This window comes from Peptostreptococcus canis, from assembly GCF_014229965.1.
Classification (GTDB): Bacteria; Bacillota; Clostridia; order Peptostreptococcales; family Peptostreptococcaceae; genus Peptostreptococcus; species Peptostreptococcus canis.
Map to the genome: position 1 here is coordinate 1 of NZ_JABGBW010000002.1, position 18,428 is coordinate 18,428.

General features: G+C 29.4%; 19 protein-coding genes. 16 read left to right on the plus strand and 3 right to left on the minus strand.

Annotation, left to right across the window (positions count from 1 at the left end):
- The 13 genes from HLB29_RS03160 to HLB29_RS03220 form a co-directional block, all read left to right on the plus strand.
- Positions 1-472: AP2/ERF family transcription factor (locus HLB29_RS03160; protein WP_185623708.1), on the plus strand; the 472-nt coding region annotated here is incomplete at its 5' end.
- A 205-nt stretch (positions 473-677) separates the two neighbouring features.
- Entirely contained in the window at positions 678-1,418 is a 741-nt protein-coding gene (locus HLB29_RS03165) for a tetratricopeptide repeat protein (RefSeq protein WP_185623709.1), read from the plus strand.
- A gap of 66 nt (positions 1,419-1,484) precedes the next feature.
- Complete coding sequence (locus tag HLB29_RS03170) at positions 1,485-2,201, plus strand: pseudouridine synthase (protein ID WP_185623710.1); 717 nt, start codon at positions 1,485-1,487, stop codon at positions 2,199-2,201.
- On the plus strand, positions 2,194-2,862 hold the full coding sequence (mnmM, locus tag HLB29_RS03175; protein ID WP_185623711.1) for a tRNA 5-(aminomethyl)-2-thiouridylate-methyltransferase MnmM: 669 nt from the start codon (positions 2,194-2,196) through the stop codon (positions 2,860-2,862). Before HLB29_RS03170 ends, mnmM begins: the two co-directional genes overlap by 8 nt.
- 75 nt (positions 2,863-2,937) lie before the next feature.
- Positions 2,938-3,813, plus strand: coding sequence for a MurR/RpiR family transcriptional regulator (locus HLB29_RS03180; RefSeq protein ID WP_185623712.1), 876 nt, complete (start codon positions 2,938-2,940; stop codon positions 3,811-3,813).
- 55 nt (positions 3,814-3,868) lie between these two features.
- The gene (locus HLB29_RS03185; protein ID WP_185623713.1) at positions 3,869-4,519 is read left to right on the plus strand and encodes a histidine phosphatase family protein; all 651 of its coding nucleotides are present in this window, start codon (positions 3,869-3,871) and stop codon (positions 4,517-4,519) included.
- 6 nt (positions 4,520-4,525) lie between these two features.
- Positions 4,526-5,800, plus strand: coding sequence for a BaiN/RdsA family NAD(P)/FAD-dependent oxidoreductase (locus tag HLB29_RS03190; protein ID WP_185623714.1), 1,275 nt, complete (start codon positions 4,526-4,528; stop codon positions 5,798-5,800).
- 82 nt (positions 5,801-5,882) lie between these two features.
- Positions 5,883-6,533 carry a (d)CMP kinase gene (gene cmk / locus HLB29_RS03195; protein ID WP_185624119.1) on the plus strand — a complete coding sequence of 217 codons (651 nt, stop codon included), beginning with the start codon at positions 5,883-5,885 and terminating at the stop codon, positions 6,531-6,533.
- 9 nt (positions 6,534-6,542) lie between these two features.
- Entirely contained in the window at positions 6,543-7,154 is a 612-nt protein-coding gene (locus HLB29_RS03200; protein WP_185623715.1) for a lysophospholipid acyltransferase family protein, read from the plus strand.
- A gap of 3 nt (positions 7,155-7,157) precedes the next feature.
- On the plus strand, positions 7,158-8,006 hold the full coding sequence (gene ispH, locus HLB29_RS03205) for a 4-hydroxy-3-methylbut-2-enyl diphosphate reductase (protein WP_185623716.1): 849 nt from the start codon (positions 7,158-7,160) through the stop codon (positions 8,004-8,006).
- 13 nt (positions 8,007-8,019) lie between these two features.
- On the plus strand, positions 8,020-9,921 hold the full coding sequence (gene ftsH / locus HLB29_RS03210) for an ATP-dependent zinc metalloprotease FtsH (RefSeq protein WP_185623717.1): 1,902 nt from the start codon (positions 8,020-8,022) through the stop codon (positions 9,919-9,921).
- Complete coding sequence (locus tag HLB29_RS03215) at positions 9,914-10,396, plus strand: DUF2628 domain-containing protein (protein WP_185623718.1); 483 nt, start codon at positions 9,914-9,916, stop codon at positions 10,394-10,396. Before ftsH ends, HLB29_RS03215 begins: the two co-directional genes overlap by 8 nt.
- Positions 10,397-10,450: 54 nt before the next feature.
- Positions 10,451-11,017, plus strand: coding sequence for a thymidine kinase (locus HLB29_RS03220; protein WP_185623719.1), 567 nt, complete (start codon positions 10,451-10,453; stop codon positions 11,015-11,017).
- A 169-nt stretch (positions 11,018-11,186) separates the two neighbouring features.
- Here HLB29_RS03220 and typA read toward each other — a convergent pair whose 3' ends face one another.
- Both typA and HLB29_RS03230 read right to left on the minus strand, forming a co-directional pair.
- Complete coding sequence (gene typA / locus HLB29_RS03225; protein ID WP_185623720.1) at positions 11,187-13,022, minus strand: translational GTPase TypA; 1,836 nt, start codon at positions 13,020-13,022, stop codon at positions 11,187-11,189.
- A 230-nt stretch (positions 13,023-13,252) separates the two neighbouring features.
- Positions 13,253-13,468 carry a hypothetical protein gene (locus tag HLB29_RS03230; protein ID WP_185623721.1) on the minus strand — a complete coding sequence of 72 codons (216 nt, stop codon included), beginning with the start codon at positions 13,466-13,468 and terminating at the stop codon, positions 13,253-13,255.
- 277 nt (positions 13,469-13,745) lie between these two features.
- Between HLB29_RS03230 and HLB29_RS03235 the strand changes: the two genes are divergently transcribed.
- On the plus strand, positions 13,746-16,037 hold the full coding sequence (locus HLB29_RS03235; RefSeq protein ID WP_185623722.1) for a heavy metal translocating P-type ATPase: 2,292 nt from the start codon (positions 13,746-13,748) through the stop codon (positions 16,035-16,037).
- A gap of 147 nt (positions 16,038-16,184) precedes the next feature.
- Here the strand turns inward: HLB29_RS03235 and HLB29_RS03240 are convergent, their stop codons facing one another.
- Complete coding sequence (locus HLB29_RS03240) at positions 16,185-16,475, minus strand: Dabb family protein (RefSeq protein ID WP_185623723.1); 291 nt, start codon at positions 16,473-16,475, stop codon at positions 16,185-16,187.
- 260 nt (positions 16,476-16,735) lie between these two features.
- Here HLB29_RS03240 and HLB29_RS03245 point away from each other — a divergent pair, with 260 nt between their 5' ends.
- Both HLB29_RS03245 and HLB29_RS03250 read left to right on the plus strand, forming a co-directional pair.
- On the plus strand, positions 16,736-17,407 hold the full coding sequence (locus HLB29_RS03245) for a response regulator transcription factor (protein ID WP_185623724.1): 672 nt from the start codon (positions 16,736-16,738) through the stop codon (positions 17,405-17,407).
- 304 nt (positions 17,408-17,711) lie between these two features.
- Entirely contained in the window at positions 17,712-18,419 is a 708-nt protein-coding gene (locus HLB29_RS03250) for a sensor histidine kinase (RefSeq protein WP_185623725.1), read from the plus strand.
- The last annotated feature ends 9 nt before the right edge of the window (positions 18,420-18,428 follow it).

Here is an 18,428-nt window from a genome sequence, read left to right on the forward strand (position 1 = left end):
CACTAAAAAACAATTGGATAGAGGATATATCAAAGATTGCGGAAAACATAAATATGAAGATTTAATAGGTAAAAAAGTTGGAGAATTGAAAGTAATTTCGTTTAATTATAAGTTAAAAAAATATTTATGTAAGTGTTCTTGTGGTAATGAAACATATGTTACGAGAAGTAACTTACTAAGTAATCATACTCAAAGTTGTGGACATTTAAAAAATGATAGGACTTTGGAGTATGTTGATGGAACATTACCTTATAATTTAACATCAAAATTATCTAAAAATAATACAAGCGGTATTAAAGGGGTAAGTAGAACCAGAAATAATAAATGGGTTTCGTATATAACGCTTAGAAGAAAGAGGTATACATTAGGTATTTTTGATAAAAAGGAAGATGCTGTATCTGCCAGAGAGAAAGCAGAGAAAGAGAAATTTAAACCAATAATAGATAAATCAGCACAGATAAAAAAAACATAATATGGATGGCTTTTCTTGCAAAAATATAGAGGAAAAAGAGGAAAAGAACTTGGTGAAGACTGGTTTACAACATAATAAAAAGATAACAAACTGCTTATAACTCTTTAATTGCAAGTACGTTTTGAATATGATATAATAGAGAATAATTATGTTTATTAGGAAATTAATTGTATTTAATAAATAGACCTTTTATAAGGAGGGTATTATGAAAAAAAAATTAAGTTATAGAGAGAGAAATATAGCAATTATATTTATAAATTTTTTCTTAATTATATCCTTAGCCTTACTTCTTTCAGGATGTGGAATTAGTGAGTCAGGAGAATTAATGAGTGATGCAAGAAAGTTTATTGATCAAGGTGAGTATCAGAAAGCTATGACAAATTTATCAAAGGTACTTGAAGAGGATGAATCTAATTCTGAAGCCAGAGGAATGTATTATCAAGCATTGAAATTACATAAAGCGGATAAAGCAAAGTTCAGGAAAGACTATGAACAGGAAATAAAAGAACTTAAAGATTTATTAAATGATAAATCAGGTTCTGCTAAAATTCGTGATAAAGCCGAAGAAATGTTGGAACAAGCAGAAAAAGCATATCGTTCTCAAAAAAAAGCTATAATTACAAGAAAAGAAAATGCAAAGAAGACTGCTGAAGAGAATAAGGGAAAGTATACATCCGGATCAATTTATGGACAGAAAAGTTTTGAATATGAAAGAGATAATAACAGAGTGAATTCTCAATCAAATAATATAAATAATAACCCTGGTTCTTCCGGTAATGGAATAAACTCTTCTTCAAATGGTGGCAATAATACAGGTAGCAATAATAATAGTCAGAACGGTGCTACAAATGGTTCAAACTCAAACCACCAACAGGGTCAAACAGGTGGTACACAGGGACAATCAGGATTACAAGGTCAAACAGGTGGTAATTCAGGACAGAATTAAATAGAAATCAGAGTTAATCTAAGCTATTTCAATTTTAATTATTGGGATAGCTTTTTTGGAGGCAATATGAGAATTAATAAATATTTAGCTACTATGGGTATAGCATCTAGAAGGAAAGCAGAGAAATATGTATTAGAAGGTAGAATAAAAATAAATGGAAATACAGTTTATGATTTAAGTACTAAGGTTGATTTAGAAAATGATATTATAGAGTTAGACGAGGTAGTTTTATCTAAAAATTTTGATAAAAAGATATATATATTACTAAATAAACCGGAAGGCTATATAACGACTGTAAAAGACCAATTTAATAGAAAAAATGTGTTGGATTTGATAAAAGATATAGATGAAAGATTATATCCGGTGGGCAGATTAGATTATGAAACTAGTGGTCTTTTATTACTTACTAACGATGGAGATTTAACATATAAAATAACTCATCCCAAACATGAGATAGATAAAATTTATCTTGCTTCAGTGAAAGGAATTCCATCACGAGAAGAAATTAAAAAATTTGAAAGTGGACTTAAAATAGACGATTATATAACATCTAAGGCAAAATTACAAATTATAAAAAAAGATTCTATAAAAGATTATTCAGTATGTAAAATTACAATTCATGAGGGACATAATAGACAGGTCAGAAAGATGTTGGAAAAGATAGGGCATCCGGTAATGAACCTAAAAAGAATCCAACTTGGAAATATAAAGTTAGGGAATTTAGAGAAGGGTAAATATAGGCATTTGACTAATGAGGAGGTAGAATACTTAAAAAATGAATAATGGTAAATTATTTAAAAAACAGTTAAAGACGGAAAAAATAAATAGAGTTTTTAAAAACAAAAATGATAATTCTAATTTAAATGAATATAATAATATTTATAATAATGTCAATAACTATATAAAAGCTATAGCTTTAAAAAAAATAAAAAAAGGAAGTATTGTAGTAGATGCTACTGTTGGAAATGGGAATGATATTTTATATTTATTGAAACTTATAGGCAGAGAAGGAATTGCATATGGATTTGATATTCAAGATATAGCAATAAAAAACACTCAAGAAAAAATAAAAATAGATAATAATGGTGTTGTTCCTGATAACTGCATTTTAATCAATGATGGACATCAGTTTCTAGATAAGTATGTAAATACACAGGTAAATTTTATTGTATTTAATCTGGGTTATTTACCAAAAGGAGATCATAGTATAATAACTACACCTACAAATACAATAATGGCTATAGAAAAATCTATGAAAATTCTCAAAAAAAACGGATGTATTTGTATAGCGACATATTTATCCCATAAAGGTGGCATGGATGAGTATGATGCAGTAATGGATTTTTTAAAGCAGGTAAAACAGGAAGAATTCAATATATCAAAAATTGAGTTTATAAATCAGAGAAATAACCCACCGGTTTTATTTCTTATCGAGAAAAGATAATAATCAATTGAATACATTCCACAAATCTTGTATAATATAAATTAGAATAAGGTTTACAAATAGAGGTTTATAATTATGGTAAAAGAACTAGAGAGCAACGATGGAAAATCACTAATAACGATAATAAATAATAATTACAACAGTATGAGTAAAGGACAAAAGCTACTTGCAAAATATACTTTGGATAATTATCCGAAAGTAGCTTTTATGACAGCTTCAAAATTAGGAGAAACTGTTGGAGTAAGTGAATCTACAGTAGTTAGATTTGCAAATGCACTTGGTTATACAGGCTATCCAAAATTTCAAGATGCCTTACAGGAATTAATAAAGACAAAACTTACCACGGTAGAGAGAGTTGAGATGTCTAATACGGAATATCCAAGTGATAGCATAATACTTGAAAAGGTTCTTAAGGATGATATAGACAATATAAAAGAAACAATGGAAACTCTTTCTCAGGTTGATTATCAAGAAGCTGTAAATTTGGTTATGTCAGCTAGAAAAGTATATATAATGGGGCTTAGAAGTTCAATTTATGTTGCAAAATATTTGGGATATTATTTAAATTACATATTAGATGATGTGAGAATTATCAGAATGGATATGGGAGAACCTATCGAGCAGATGATTAAACTAAGTGAAGAAGATTTGTTGATATCTATAAGTTTTCCGAGATATTCTAAAAAAACTTTACAAGTAGTTAAATTTGCAAAGGAAAGAGGGGCTAAGGTTTTAGCTATAACTGATAGTTACAATGCTCCAATTTCGAAAATATCGGATGTAGTGGTTACAGTTAAAAATAATATGGTGTCTTTTATAGATTCTCTTGTTCCGGCATTTAGTGTTGCAAATGCTTTGGTAATAGGGGTGGCAATGAGAGAGAAAGATGATATAAAAGCTTATTTTAAAGAATTGGAAAGTATTTGGGAAAAATTTGAAACATTTGAATAATATATAATAACCTAATATGCTTGCATATTGGGTTATTATTTTGAAAGGGGTATATATGAACACTTATTATTTAGTTAGGCATGGTCAAACTATTTGGAATACTTTAAGCAAGACTCAGGGGCATGGCAATTCTCCATTGACGGATTTAGGTGAATTGCAAGCAAAGTATATTGCAAATGCGCTAAAAGAATATCCTATTGATATTATATATTGCAGCGATTTAGGAAGGGCTGTTCAAACCGCAGAAATAATTGGTGCTGAACTAGGAATAAATGCAATTCCTACACCATACCTTAGAGAGATGGGTTTTGGAATCTGGGAAGGTATGCAAATGAAAAAAATAGAAAAAGAATATCCTGATATGTTTAGTAAATGGAGAAATGAACCTGATAAAGTTGAAATACCGGGTGGAGAGAATCTTCATATTATAAAAGACCGTCAAGATAAATTAATAGAAGAATTAAACAAAAAATACAATGATAAGCACATATTACTGGTTTCTCATTCTGTAACTGTAAGGGTAATGCTACTTAGTTTTTTAGATTCACATGTAAGAAATATATACAGAATAAAGCAGGATAATACGGCTTTGAATATAGTTGAATATAGAAATTACGGTCCTGTTGTAATCAAAATGAATGATACGCAACATCTTGATATAGATTGTAAAACGTTAAAGCCGGAAAGTAAAAGTGCTTTGGAGTAATATATAATGAAAAAAAGAGAGAAAAGATACAATATAGCAATTGTAGGTGGAGGTCCTGCAGGGATTTTTGCAGCTATTTCAGCTAAAAAACATAACAATAAAATTTCAGTTTGTATTATAGAATCAAACAAAGAAATTTGCAGAAAATTGCAAATGACTGGCGGAGGAAGATGTAACTTCACTAATAATAAAGATATTTCGATGTTTTTTGATAATGTAGTGAATAACTCAAAATTTCTTTATTCATCTTTCTATTCATTTACAAATAATGATTTAATGAAATTTATAAAATCTGTTTTAGGATTAGAATATGTAGTCGAAATCAATAATCACGATAAAGTATATTTAAAATCAGGAAAATCTCAAGATTTAATAAACGAATTAGAAAGCTATATAAAAAAATGTGGAATAGATGTTTATTATAATTCGAAAGTTGATAATATTGTTGATGGTGAAGTAAAAAGAGTGTATACTAAAGAAAATATTTTCAATGTTGATAAAATAATAATCAGTACCGGTGGAGTATCTTATAAAAATACCGGTTCTGATGGAGTTATGTTATCTATAATGAACGAATTGGGGCACAATATAGTTGATACTAAACCAGCATTAGTGCCTATTATAATTAAAGAAAATTGGACAAAATTAATTCCGGGAGTTTCGTTGAAAAATATAAATCTTCATATATTTAGAAATAATAAAAGAAAAAAGAAAATTTGTTCAATAAAAGATGATATAGTCTTCACGCACAAAGGTATTGGAGGTCCGGCTGCTTTAAAAGCTTCTTCATACTTAAATAAATCAATAGATGAATTTTTTTTAATTGTAGATTTTATTCCTGATATATCGAATGAAGATATACGAAATATGATCACAAATGATAATAAAAAAACAGTTTTAAGTTCTTTTAAAAAAATATTTCCAAATAATTTTGCTAAATCTTTATTAAATTATTGTAGCAAAACTGTCGATTATGATGTCGATTTTATTAATGCCAAATGTTGCAATTTGACAAATAAACATATTGATTTACTGATTTTAGCAATTAAAGAATGTCATTTTACTCCAGAGAAATTAGAAAGTATTGATAAAGCAACAATAACATCTGGTGGAATAAATGTAAAGAATATAAATCCAAGTACATTAGAATCCAATGTTATAGCTGGAATATATTTTTCCGGTGAAGTTATAGATGTTGATGCTTTGACTGGAGGTTATAACCTTCAAATAGCATTTTCTACTGGTTATCTAGCTGGACTTTCAGCTGCTGAGTCAATGTAAATTAATCGTTTTATATAGTAAAAATAAAGGTTCTTTATATATTATAAATTTGAAAGGAGTGGCAAATTAGCCATTGAGTGATATGAACAATATAATAATAGCTATAGATGGTCCTGCTGGCGCAGGTAAAAGCACTATTTCAAAATTAATATCAAAAAAAATGGGTATCAATTATATTGATACAGGTGCAATGTACCGTGCTATAACATTAAAATGTATCTGCAGCAATATAGATGTGAAGGATGAAAAAAGTGTCATTGAAATATGTAAGAATTCAGACGTTGATTTTAGAGATAATTCCATTTATTTAGATGGAATCAATGTAGATGGAAAAATTAGAACCAATGAAGTAAGTTCAAATGTTTCTTACGTTGCAAAGATTAAAGAAGTAAGAGAGATATTAGTGAAAAAACAAAGGGAAATCGGATTGAAATCCAGCGTTATTTTAGATGGTAGAGACGTAGGAACACATATTTTCCCAGATACTAAAAATAAATTTTATCTTAATGCATCAGCTGAGATGAGAGGAAAAAGAAGATATAAAGAGTTGATAGAAAGAGGAGAACATGTGTCTTTGAATGAAGTTATAAAAGATGTGATTTGTAGAGATGAAATTGACTCAAATAGGGAATTTGCTCCACTGGTCAAGGCAGATGATGCTGTAGAAATAGATTCTACTAATATGAGTATAGATGAAGTGGTAGAATGCATTATAAGCAAAGTTAAGAGTTAGGAGAAGAATATGAGTTTCTATAAGTTTATATGCAGTATCCTAAGTTTTTTGGCCAGGATACTTTATAGAGTGGAGATAGTAGGTGCAGAAAATATTCCGGATGAAGGAAATATTATTGTTATAGCAAATCACAAACATTTTCTGGATCCGGTGTTTATGTTGATTGCTATCAAAAATAGAAGAATTATACCGGTAGCAAAAAAAGAACTATTTGATGTTTTCATTTTAAAAAATATATTAAAAAAACTAGAGGTGATTCCTATTGATAGAGGAAATCCTAGTATATCAACAGTAAAAGAAATAATAAATCAAATAAAAAGTGGACGCATTCTAGGGATTTTCCCTGAAGGAACGAGGTGCATGGGAAATAATTTTTTACCTGCAAAACCGGGGGTTGCAATGTTTGCCATAAAAACAAAGGCCGATATAGTTCCAATGAGTATTATTACGAATTTCAAACTCTTTTCCAAAGTTAAGATAGTAATTGGAGAAACTATTGATATGGCAGAATATAAAAAAAGGAAAGTAAACAAAGAAGAATATGCCGAAATATCACAAAAATGTTTTGATGTTGTCGTGAAAAATTATTTTGCGAATATGAAAGGAGTAATAAAGGAATAGATTATGAAAAAAGTTATAATAGCTGATAATGCCGGGTTCTGTTTTGGCGTAAAAAGAGCTATGAATATGGCTTGGGAAGAATTAATTTCAAACGAAGATAAGAAAGTTTATGCTCTTGGTCCGTTAATACATAATAAACAGGCAGTATCAAAATATGAAGAAAAAGGTTTAATTACAGTTGATTCAATGGAGCAAATAGAAGAGGGAAATCTAGAGATGATTATAAGATCTCATGGAGTGGCAAAAAAGATATATGATGAAGCCGAAATCAGAAAAATTGACATAATTGATACAACCTGTCCTTTTGTAAAAAAAATACATCAAATTGTAAATAAGAGCTACAATGAGGGAAAACAAGTTTTGGTGTTAGGAGATAAAGATCATCCGGAAATAATAGGAATAAACGGATGGTGTATGGATAAGGCAATAATAGCTAAAACTTTAGAGGACGTTAAAAAAATAGATTTAAATAGTGATAAAAAGTATATTGTAGTAGCTCAAACTACTATGAATGAAAAAGAATTCGAAAAGATAATAGACTATATTAATTCAATTGATTTGAATATAGAAATAGAAAATACCATTTGTTCTGCTACAAGAGTTAGACAACAGTCAGCAAGAGATTTGTCAGAAAAAGTGGATGTGATGGTGGTTATAGGAGGCAAACATAGTTCTAATACCCAAAAACTTGTTAAAATTTGCAAAGAAGTTGTTGATACTCTTGCCATTGAAACCAGTGAGGAATTAAAAAACATTGATTTCAATAATTATGAAACAATTGGAGTAACTGCGGGTGCCTCTACGCCTGACTGGATAATTCAAGATACTATTAGTTATTTGGAAAATTTATAAGGAGTGATTTTAGATGGATAATGATAAAAAACCGAAAACGGATTACCTCGGATTTTATGGTTTATTACTAATTATTATGTTGGTTTTTAACAGTTTTCTACTTCCGGGTATTACTAAGAATAAGGTTAATGAAGTTGATTACAGTACGTTTTTGCAAATGTTAGAAAAAAAAGAGGTAGAAAAAGTAAAAATTGAAGATAATAAGATTTTTTTTACTAAAAAAACAGATAGTGAAGATAAGGCTTATATCACCGGTAAACTTGAAAACCCTGATCTAGTGAAACAACTTGAAAAGTCGGGTGCTAAGTATAGTAAAGATATACCAACTGAAAATTCGCCGGTTCAAAGATTTCTGTTGACTTGGGTTCTTCCTGCATTACTATTTTGGATGATTGGTAGATATATTGTAAATAATATGAGCAAAAAAATGGGAGCAGGCGGCGGAATGATGTCCTTTGGCAAAAGTAATGCTAAACTATATGTAAAGTCAACAGGTGTAAGTTTTGATGATGTTGCAGGTCAAGATGAAGCAAAAGAGGCTCTTACTGAAATAGTTGATTTTCTTCATAATCCCGAAAAATACACTAAAATTGGAGCCAAAATGCCAAAAGGAGCTTTGTTAGTTGGGCCTCCAGGAACAGGTAAAACACTTTTAGCACAAGCCGTTGCCGGAGAAGCAGGTGTACCTTTCTTTTCTATCTCCGGATCGGAATTTGTAGAAATGTTTGTAGGTATGGGAGCGTCTAGAGTAAGATCGCTATTTAAACAGGCTAAAGAGAAAGCTCCTTGTATTATTTTTATCGACGAAATTGATGCTATTGGTAAAAAAAGGAATTCTAATTTTGGTGGAAATGATGAAAGAGAGCAAACTTTAAATCAATTATTGAGCGAAATGGATGGTTTTGAAAGTGATTTGGGGATAGTTATGCTCGCGGCTACAAATAGACCTGAATCTCTTGATAATGCTTTATTAAGACCTGGTAGGTTTGATAGACGAGTTCCAGTAGAACTACCGGATTTAAATGGTAGAGAATCAATATTAAAAGTCCATTCTAAAAATATTAATATGGATGATAATATAGACTATACTCAAATTGCAAGGGCAACCTCTGGTGCTTCAGGAGCTGAACTTGCCAATATTGTTAATGAAGCAGCTTTAAGAGCAGTAAGATGTAGAAGAAATATAGTTATCCAAGAAGACTTAGAAGAGTCTGTGGAAACTGTGATTGCAGGCTATCAAAGAAAAGGTGCAGTAATTAATGATAAAGAAAAAAAAGTTATTGCTTATCATGAAGTTGGGCATGCTCTTGTAGCCGCTGCTGGTAAGCATTCTGCACCTGTTCATAAAATCACAATTATTCCTAGAACTTCAGGGGCATTGGGATATACACTGCAAATTGACGAAACAGAAAAAGTATTAATGACAAAAGATGAAGCCATTGATAAGATTACTACCTATACTGGCGGTAGAGCAGCAGAAGAACTTATTTTCAATATACAAACATCAGGTGCAGCCAATGATATAGAAATGTCAACCAAAATAGCTAGAGCAATGATAACTAGATTCGGTATGGATGAAGATTTTGGAATGGTAGCACTTGAAACTATAAATAATCAATATCTTGGAGGAGATACTTCTCTCGCTTGTTCTCCGGAAACTTCTTCAAAAATTGATAAAGCTGTAGTTGAGATAGTAAGAAGATGCCATGACAGCGCTCTTGAAATTCTAAAGGAAAACATAGATAAACTTCATGAAATTTCAAATTATCTATTAAAAAATGAAACGATAACAGGTGAAGAGTTTATGGATATACTGGATAGTAAATATGAAATAACTCCAAATCCTAATAAAACTAATGATAGTTTTGAAAATGATGATAATCAAAAAATGGTTGAAGAGGATAAAGATGTTTAAAAATAATATTAAATATGAAAATGTAAAAGAAGTGACGACAAAAGGTTTAGTAGATGTAAATTACAATGAATTTTATAAAAAAGCATTCGAACTTTTTGAAGAAAAAAATACAAAAAAGTATTTCAATAAAGGAGCTCTACTTGCCGGTCCGTTTTGGTATATCTATAGAAAAATGACTTTCAGGGGTATAGCAATAATTGGTATACAGGTAATGTTGGCAACCATTGCATATTTCTTGAAAAAACCCATTTGGATTTCCCTTTATATCTTGAGTTTTGGATTTTTCGCATATGCGGGTTTTTTTGGTACACATACATATTATAGAAAAATAATTTCACAAATTGAAGAGTCAAAGAAAGTAGATAAAAAATTCTTAGGCAAATATTATCACGATAAAAAAGGTGTAGATAGATATATGACTGGTTGCTGGATTTGTGGTACGATAGTTATCTACTATATAGCTTTGTTTTTATAGAAAAATATACAAAATAAGTTACTATATTTTGTACAAAGTATTAAGGAGGATAAATTGGCAAAATTATATTTTTATTATGGTGTGGTAGGAAGTTCTAAAACAGCAAATGTACTTATGGTCCATTATAATTATCATGAGAGAGGCAAAAAAGCCCTGCTGGTTAAACCGGATGTTGATAAAAGAGATGGAGATACTAATATTAGATCGAGGATAGGATTAGAACATGATGGAGAATTAATGTCAAAATTCAAGAAATATAAAGAAAGTGAGATAAAAAATTATGATTGTATAATTGTTGATGAAATTCAATTCTGTTCAAAAAAAGAAATTGATTTTTTATCTGATATAGTTGATATACTTGAAATACCTGTGATGTGCTATGGATTAAGAGCGGATTTTAAAAATAATTTATTTGAAGGTTCTGAAAGGCTATTAGCAATAGCAGATGAAATTCATGAAGTAAAAACAGTTTGCTGGTGCGGTTCTAAGGCTACATGTAATGCACGATATAATGAAAATGGAATAGTTCGTGAAGGAGAGCAGATTGTGCTTGGAGCAAATGACAAATATATAGCTCTTTGTAGAAAACATTATAAAGAAGGTAATTTTGGACCAATATAAAATTTAGCAAGTTAATATTAATTAGAGAAAACTTTCTTCATTATGAAACAAATAGCTTTTATGGTAATTTTAAGCATATAAAAAGTTTGTAGATTTAAAAATCCTTCTATGGTAAATTAATTATCATAGAAGGATTTATTTTCATAAGCTTACTTTTTTATAAACTCATCTATATTGTTTTATTTGCTATAGATCTATTATATTTTATTCTATCTTGTTCATTGAGAATCTTTTTTCTTAGCCTTATTGCATCAGGAGTTACTTCAACAAGTTCATCATCTTCTATAAATTCTAAAGATTCTTCCAGTGTGAAAATTTTAGGTGGAGAAAGTTTTATGGCATCATCAGATCCGGATGCTCTTACATTACTCATTTTTTTGTTTTTAGTAGGATTTACAGTCATATCTTCTTTTCTGGAATTCATTCCAATTATCATACCCTCATATACATCCACAGCAGGATCGACGAAAAGTACTCCTCTAGATGATAGGGCGTTTAAAGCATATCCCATTGTTTTGCCAGCTGTTTGAGAAATTAGCACCCCATTTAATCTAGATGGTATTTCACCTTTGTATTCTTTATATTTTTCAAATGAGTTCAGTAGAGTACCTTCTCCTCTGGTAGTATTAATAAACTCACTTCTATAACCAAGAAGGCCTCTGGTAGGAACCAGGTATTGAATTTTAACATATCCGTCAACCAAATCCATAGATTCCATTATACCTTTTCTCATATTTAATTCATTTATAACTGATCCAGAATATTCTTCAGGACAACTTACAGTGACCCTTTCAATAGGTTCTATTATATTGCCATTTTCATCTTTTTTGAATAAGACTTGAGGTTTAGAAACACCAAGTTCGTATCCCTCTCGCCTCATGTTTTCTATCAAAATTGATAAATGAAGTTCACCACGTCCGCTTACTCTGTATCCATCTGTCGTTTCAAGTGGTTCTACCTTTAATCCAACATTTATTTCAAGCTCTTTTTCCAATCTATCTTTTATATGTCTGGTAGTCACAAATTTACCACTTCTTCCTACAAAAGGTGAATCATTAACCATAAAGTTCATAGATAATGTAGGTTCTTCTATAAGTATTTTGCCCATAGGTAAATTAGAATCTGCATCACATATTGTTTCGCCAATAGAAATATCGGGTATTCCTGCGATGACTACCATATCTCCACTGAATGCTTCTTTTACCTCTACGGATTTTAACCCTTCATATACTTGAAGCTTAGAAATTTTGCCCTTTCTAGGTTCTTCGCCTTCAGAGCAAATATTTATCTGAACACTTTGATCCAGTTTTCCCTTAAAAACTCTACCAATACCCAGTCTACCAATATAATCATCATATGCTAATGCTGAAATTTGAACTTGAAGGGGTTCATTATCATAATTTGGATATGCATTTACATGATTAACAATTGTTTCAAATAAAGGTGTAAGGTCTTCACTACTATCATCCATCTCTTTTTTTGCTATACCTTGTTTAGCAATACCGTAAACAATAGGAAAATCACACTGTTCATCAGTAGCATTTAATTCAACAAATAAATCGAAAACTTCATCTACTACTTCTTCAGCTCTTTGATCTTTTTTATCAATCTTATTTATGAACAAGATTGGTCTTAATCCCTGTTCTAATGACTTTTGTAGAACAAATCTAGTTTGTGGCATTGGACCTTCAGTAGCATCCACAAGCAGAATAACTGTATCTACTGTTTTAAGAACACGCTCAACCTCAGAAGAAAAATCGCTATGTCCAGGAGTATCCACAATGTTTATTTTACAATCTCCATGTCTTATTGAACAATTTTTTGAATATATCGTTATACCTCTTTCCTGCTCAAGGTCATTGCTATCCATTACACAATCTTTGACAACTTCATTATCTCTAAATACACCACTTTGATTTAAAAATGCATCTACCAAAGTGGATTTTCCAGCATCAACATGGGCAATTACTGCTATATTAATAATATTATTATGTTTATTATTCACTTTGTTTCTCCTTTAAAATTTACTGATTTTATATAAAATATATATTATTATGAATATAATTTATTAAAAAATATTATAGTAATAACTATTAAAAATAAGTATTGCAGGTGTTTTAAATACAAAGCAATAATTATTTTTTAAATACAACTTTAATATTATATCAGAAAATGTATATATTGTATAGATTTTGAATATAAAAAAGCCTCTTTCTTACTGAAGAGGCAAAAATTTTACTTTAGTTTTTTAGAATTTTTAGGCATATAATCATCATCAGAATCATAGGATCTTACGAGATAAGCAAGTACTAATCCACATATTAGGCCACCTGCAATTAAAAACCATGGTATATCCAATTTATAAATAGTTTTATATATTAATGTACTCATTGATGAAAATACCGAAAATAATGCAATGAACATTATAATTTTTCTAGTAGATTTACTCATATTAATTACTCCATTCCTAATTGTTATAAAAAATTATACTTACATTATATAAAATTATATGACAGTATTCAATAATATATTATAATACATCTATAAATTAGTTGTTTTTGGTGTATAATATAATTAAAGGGTAAACGAATTGACTATTAATATCACTGTAGATTTCTAATTTGTTTTAGTAGTCATGAAAAATTAATTATTATAAATAGTATTCTTTATAACTTAGTATTCCCAATTTAGTAATAATAACATATCATTTTGATGTGAGGAGGTAAAAATGGAAAAATTAGATTTTAAAATCGATGGTATGAGTTGTGCGGCTTGTTCAAAATCTGCTGAAAGGTCTTTGAAAAAAACTCCGGGGATTTCATCAGCAATTGTGAATATTGCAACTGAAAAAGCGGTTATAGAATATGATCCAAGCATATGTAGTATAGAAGATATAAGATTGGCAGTCGAAAAAGTGGGTTTTCATATGGTTATGGAAGAAGATGAAATAGTTGAAGAAGAGAATGAAATTGTATTAAAGAGATTTATTATAGCAATAGTATTTGCATCACTTCTTTTTACAGTTTCTATGGGGCCTATGATTGGAATAGGTCTTCCACATATAGTTTCTCCACACGAAAATCCTGTTTATCATGCTATTTTACAAATAGTTCTTGTGGTGCCTGTTATGATAGCTGGAAGTAAATTTTATACAAATGGATATAAATCATTATTTAATAAAAGTCCTAATATGGATTCTTTAGTTGCAGTTTCGACATCTGCAGCATTTATATTTAGCTTAGTAAATACTTATAGACTGGCTTTTGACAATGAGTTTCATAATAGTATTTTGGGAACTCACCAACATTTACCACTTTATTTTGAAAGTTGTGGTGTAATAATAGCTTTAATAATGCTCGGAAAATATTTTGAAGCCAGAAGTAAAGCTAAAACTTCAAAAGCTATAAAATCATTAATGGACTTACAAGCAAAAACTGCCATTATTGAAGTAAATGGAGAAGAAAAAGAAATTCCCATTGAAAATGTTGAAATAGGCAATATCATATTAGTCAAACCTGGTCAGAAAATACCAGTAGATGGAACTGTTATTTTTGGAAATACATCAGTTGACGAATCTATGCTTACAGGTGAAAGTATACCGATAGAAAAAAACATTGGTGATTTTGTGACTGGAGCGAGCATAAATAAAAATGGTTTTATCAAATTTAGAGCTGAAAAAATTGGTAAAGATACAATGTTATCCCAAATTATTAAATTAGTCGAGGATGCTCAAAATAAAAAGGCTCCAATTGCTAATTTGGCAGATGTAGTATCGGGATATTTTGTACCAGCGGTAATGCTTATATCAATAATATCAGCATTACTATGGTTTTTTATCGGTAGAGCCGGATTTGAGTTTTCTCTTACAATATTTGTTTCTGTTCTTGTTATTGCTTGTCCTTGTGCATTAGGACTTGCAACACCAACTGCCATAATGGTTGGTACAGGAGTAGGTGCAGAAAATGGAATATTGATAAAAGGAGGAGATTCTCTTGAATCTGCTCATAAAATAACAACTGTTGCTTTTGATAAAACAGGTACAATAACAGAAGGAAAACCAACGGTTACAGATATATATTTAGTTGATAATTCTATTGATAGTGATGAACTTATTAGACTAGCCGCATCATCAGAATCCAATTCAGAACATCCCTTGGCAGAGGCAATAGTAGAATATGCCAAAGAAAAAAAAATAGATCTATATCAAGTTGATAGATTTGAAAGTATTACAGGTAAAGGTATTATCACAGAAATATCCGGCACTATTGATAACATAGATAAAAATATTGACAATGACAAAAAATTCTTTATTGGTAATAGAAAACTTATAGAGGAATTTGTTGGAGTGATAGATAATAAAAGTATAGAAAAAGCGAGTGAGCTTGCGAATTTAGGAAAAACACCTATGTATATTGCTAATAGCAAAAGTTTATTAGGGATAATTTGTGTTGCCGATACAGTGAAGAAAAGTAGTAAGGCAGCTATATCAAAATTGCATGATATGGGAATAAAAGTGGCTATGATTACAGGTGATAATGAAAAAACTGCTAGAGCAATTGCTGGGGAAGTAGGTATTGATATTGTGAAAGCAGATATTTTGCCTTCTGAAAAATCTAATGTAATTATTGAACTACAGAATGAAGGTGAATTTGTCGCAATGGTAGGAGATGGAATAAATGATGCTCCAGCTCTTGCACAATCAAATGTCGGAATAGCCATAGGAAATGGTACTGATGTAGCACTGGAATCAGCAGATATTGTATTGATGAGAAGTGATTTGATGGATGTTCCAAATTCCATAAAGCTAAGCAGGGAAACTATTAAAAATATAAAGCAAAATTTAGGTTGGGCTTTTGGATATAATATAATAGGAATACCTTTCGCTGCAGGCTTTTTCTATATATTTGGCGGGCCACTTCTTAATCCTATGATTTCGGCAGCAGCGATGAGTTTTTCTTCTGTAAGTGTAGTATCGAATGCTTTGAGATTAAGAAAGTTTAAAACATTTAATAAAATCTAAAAAAAATCAAGAATTAAAAAATATAAAAGATTTTTAATCTATATAGTAGAAATTTATAATAATACAGGCTCACATTAAATTTAACATCCTTGATTCTATTTAAGAATTCAAATTATAAATTTATAAGAGCCTGTATTATTTATTTTACTAATCAATATCTATTACCGCTTTTGAAATAATACCTTCTGATTTTATTTTATCTAAAAGCATTAGATGTTCTGGATGAAGCAAATAATCATCAAGCTTGTTCTTATCTTCTATGTCAATAAATAAAATCAAATCCATATTTGAATCTTTTTCCAAGACATTTATTTTATAATCATATTCTTTTATTACCTTGTATTTATCTCTCAGATTATCATAAATTTTGACAAGATCTTCAGACAATATTTCCACACTTTTTTTTTCATTAAATTTGAATAATACGATATGTCTCATATGAGCCTCCTTATGTTTTTATATTTAATTTAAGTATACTATAAAAAAGACTATATTGTATAATTTTTATTAAAAAATCGTTCTTTTTTGATATTTTTCACAAAGAATGTTTGTATATTTTTTGTCAATAAAATTAAGGAATACTGATTTTTGAACGAAGATATGATTAATTTTTAAATTGATAGAATTCGACAAATATGATATAATTACGTGTATATGAAAATTGAGTGATTATTTTGGTCACGTAAGGAGAGGTTGTTATGAATCAATATAAGATCCTTGTAGTAGAGGATGATAAAGATATACAGGAACTTATGGTTGAATTTTTAAAAGCCAAAGATTATATTGTCGATGCCGTATCAGATGGAGTGGAGGCTATACAAAAATTTAAAGAAAGTAAATATGATTTAATTATAATGGATATTATGATGCCTAATTTAGATGGATATACAGCCTGTAAGATGATAAGAAGTACATCAAATATCCCTATAATTTTTCTAACTGCATTAACAGAAGAAACTGATGAAATGAAGGGATTTGAATTAGGTTGTGATGATTATATTACAAAACCATTTTCATTCAACGTCTTTGTAAAAAGAGTAGAAGCGATATTAAGAAGGGGTCTAAAACCAACTAATTGTAGTGTTTTAGAGTTTGAAAATTTAACTCTGGATTTAAATACTTATACTGTTAATGTAAATGGTAATAGTATTGAATTAACTCTTAAAGAATTTAATATATTAAAAGAATTAATTGAAAAATATCCGCAGGTAGTTACAAGAGAAAACTTGTTGGATAGTATTTGGGGATATGATTTTTATGGTGACACTAGAATAGTAGATGCTCATATTAAAAATATTAGAAAAAAAATCGAACTTCCGTATATTAAAACAGTGAAAGGTATTGGTTACACTCTTGAGAAAATTGATTAATAAATGGAATAAGCTGAATTTAAAACTCAAGGTTTTAATTACGACATTTTTTATTGAAACAACACTGGCCTCTTTAATAATTCTGATTACATATTTTGTTATAGTTAGACTATATAAAACCAATTTAGAAGGTAAATCGATAAGAAATTCCGTTTTTTTAATAAATATGATAAAAGAGGCTGATATAATCCTTCTTCCTATAATAATTATTATAGTAATAATTTTCTCTTTTTTAGGCTCTTATCTGTTTTTTGAATTGGTAACTAAACCACTTATCACTATAATTGATCAAGAGCATTTCCAAATGAGTAGAAAAAAAGCTTTTATTGCTGCTATTTCGCATGAATTAAAGACACCTATTACTGTTATTAGTGGTCAATTAGAAGGTATGATTCACAATATAGGTAAATATAAAGATAGGGAATTATATTTAAAAAAATGTTACGATACAACCCAGGATATGAAATTTTTGATAAGTAAGATGATGGAAATTTCCAGAAAAGATATATTTGATGAAAAATCTGAAAAAATAGAGATTGATATCAATGGACTTGTTCAAAATTCAATTAATAAACATCGTTTTGTATACGAGCAAAAAAATATAAGAATCATTACTAATTATAGAAATAGGCAAAAAATAGTAGCTAATGAAGAAGATATGAAAACAGTAATTAACAATATAATCGGTAATGCTATTTTTTATTCACCTGAAAATAATACAATAATAGTTACACTCAATGAAAAGATGATTTCACTTTCTGAATATCTAGTAACACTCACAGTTGAAAATACTGGTGTATCTTTATCTAAAGAGCAATTAAAAAGTATTTTTGAACCTCTATACAGAGTTGAAACTTCTAGAAACAGAAATACTGGAGGTAGTGGACTAGGATTATATTTTGTAAGCCAGATATTGACTAATCATGGCTTTAAGTACAAGATGTTTAGTAGGGAAAATTCTACTGTATTTACAATAGATTTTACTCCTTATGACATAAACTATATTTCTTAATAAATTTTT

Bases quoted from the DNA above. Each gene is read 5' to 3' on its own strand.
- HLB29_RS03165 (WP_185623709.1), top strand. From the start codon at position 678: ATGAAAAAAAAATTAAGTTATAGAGAGAGAAATATAGCAATTATATTT.
- HLB29_RS03170 (WP_185623710.1), top strand. From the start codon at position 1,485: ATGAGAATTAATAAATATTTAGCTACTATGGGTATAGCATCTAGAAGG.
- mnmM (WP_185623711.1), top strand. From the start codon at position 2,194: ATGAATAATGGTAAATTATTTAAAAAACAGTTAAAGACGGAAAAAATA.
- HLB29_RS03180 (WP_185623712.1), top strand. From the start codon at position 2,938: ATGGTAAAAGAACTAGAGAGCAACGATGGAAAATCACTAATAACGATA.
- HLB29_RS03185 (WP_185623713.1), top strand. From the start codon at position 3,869: ATGAACACTTATTATTTAGTTAGGCATGGTCAAACTATTTGGAATACT.
- HLB29_RS03190 (WP_185623714.1), top strand. From the start codon at position 4,526: ATGAAAAAAAGAGAGAAAAGATACAATATAGCAATTGTAGGTGGAGGT.
- cmk (WP_185624119.1), top strand. From the start codon at position 5,883: ATGAACAATATAATAATAGCTATAGATGGTCCTGCTGGCGCAGGTAAA.
- HLB29_RS03200 (WP_185623715.1), top strand. From the start codon at position 6,543: ATGAGTTTCTATAAGTTTATATGCAGTATCCTAAGTTTTTTGGCCAGG.
- ispH (WP_185623716.1), top strand. From the start codon at position 7,158: ATGAAAAAAGTTATAATAGCTGATAATGCCGGGTTCTGTTTTGGCGTA.
- ftsH (WP_185623717.1), top strand. From the start codon at position 8,020: ATGGATAATGATAAAAAACCGAAAACGGATTACCTCGGATTTTATGGT.
- HLB29_RS03215 (WP_185623718.1), top strand. From the start codon at position 9,914: ATGTTTAAAAATAATATTAAATATGAAAATGTAAAAGAAGTGACGACA.
- HLB29_RS03230 (WP_185623721.1), bottom strand. From the start codon at position 13,468: ATGAGTAAATCTACTAGAAAAATTATAATGTTCATTGCATTATTTTCG.
- HLB29_RS03235 (WP_185623722.1), top strand. From the start codon at position 13,746: ATGGAAAAATTAGATTTTAAAATCGATGGTATGAGTTGTGCGGCTTGT.
- HLB29_RS03240 (WP_185623723.1), bottom strand. From the start codon at position 16,475: ATGAGACATATCGTATTATTCAAATTTAATGAAAAAAAAAGTGTGGAA.
- HLB29_RS03245 (WP_185623724.1), top strand. From the start codon at position 16,736: ATGAATCAATATAAGATCCTTGTAGTAGAGGATGATAAAGATATACAG.
- HLB29_RS03250 (WP_185623725.1), top strand. From the start codon at position 17,712: ATGAGTAGAAAAAAAGCTTTTATTGCTGCTATTTCGCATGAATTAAAG.